This is a genomic window from Streptomyces sp. WAC05292 (genome assembly GCF_003949955.1).
In the GTDB taxonomy this organism is placed as follows: domain Bacteria; phylum Actinomycetota; class Actinomycetes; order Streptomycetales; family Streptomycetaceae; genus Streptomyces; species Streptomyces globosus.
Window position 1 is genome coordinate 1 of record NZ_RPSE01000859.1, and the last position, 680, is coordinate 680.

A 680-nucleotide genomic window follows, 5' to 3' on the forward strand; every position below is an offset into this window, starting at 1 on the left:
CGGATGTCGCGTTCGAGGGCTTGGACGGAGCGGTGGACTCCGCGCTTGAGCTTCTTCTGCGTGAGCTCGGCGAACCACCGCTCGACCAGGTTCAGCCAGGACGCGCTGGTCGGCGTGAAGTGCAGTTGGAACCGTGGGTGGGCCAGCAGCCACTTCTTGATGTCCGGTGTCTTGTGGGTCGCGTAGTTGTCCAGGATCAGATGAACCTGCAGATCGGCCGGGACTTCCTTGTCGAGCTTCGCGAGGAACTTCTTGAACTCCGCCGCCCGGTGGCGGCGGTGGAGTGAGCCGATGACCTTGCCGGTGGCGACTTCGAGGGCGGCGAAGAGGGTGGTGGTGCCGGCCCGGACGTAGTCGTGACTGCGGCGTTCTGGAACGCCTGGCATCATCGGCAGGACCGGCTGGGACCGGTCCAGGGCCTGGATCTGCGACTTCTCGTCCACGCAGAGCACCAGGGCCTTCTCCGGCGGGTCGAGGTAGAGCCCGACGACGTCGCGGACCTTGTCGATGAACAGGGGGTCCGTCGACAGTGTGAAGGTCTGCGACCGGTGCGGCGCGAGCGCGAACGCCCGCCAGATCCGCGAGATGCTCGACTGCGACATCCCGGTCGCCGCGGCCATCGACCTGGTCGACCAGTGGGTCGCGTTCTTCGGTGTCTCCTCAAGCGTCTTGACGATGAC

The 680-nt window shown here is 65.9% G+C and carries 1 protein-coding gene; it reads right to left on the reverse strand.

Annotated elements, in window-relative coordinates; genetic code table 11:
- Nucleotides 1-680 (reverse strand): IS630 family transposase (locus EF903_RS33435; protein WP_125548610.1); only part of this gene is annotated, 680 nt, incomplete at both ends.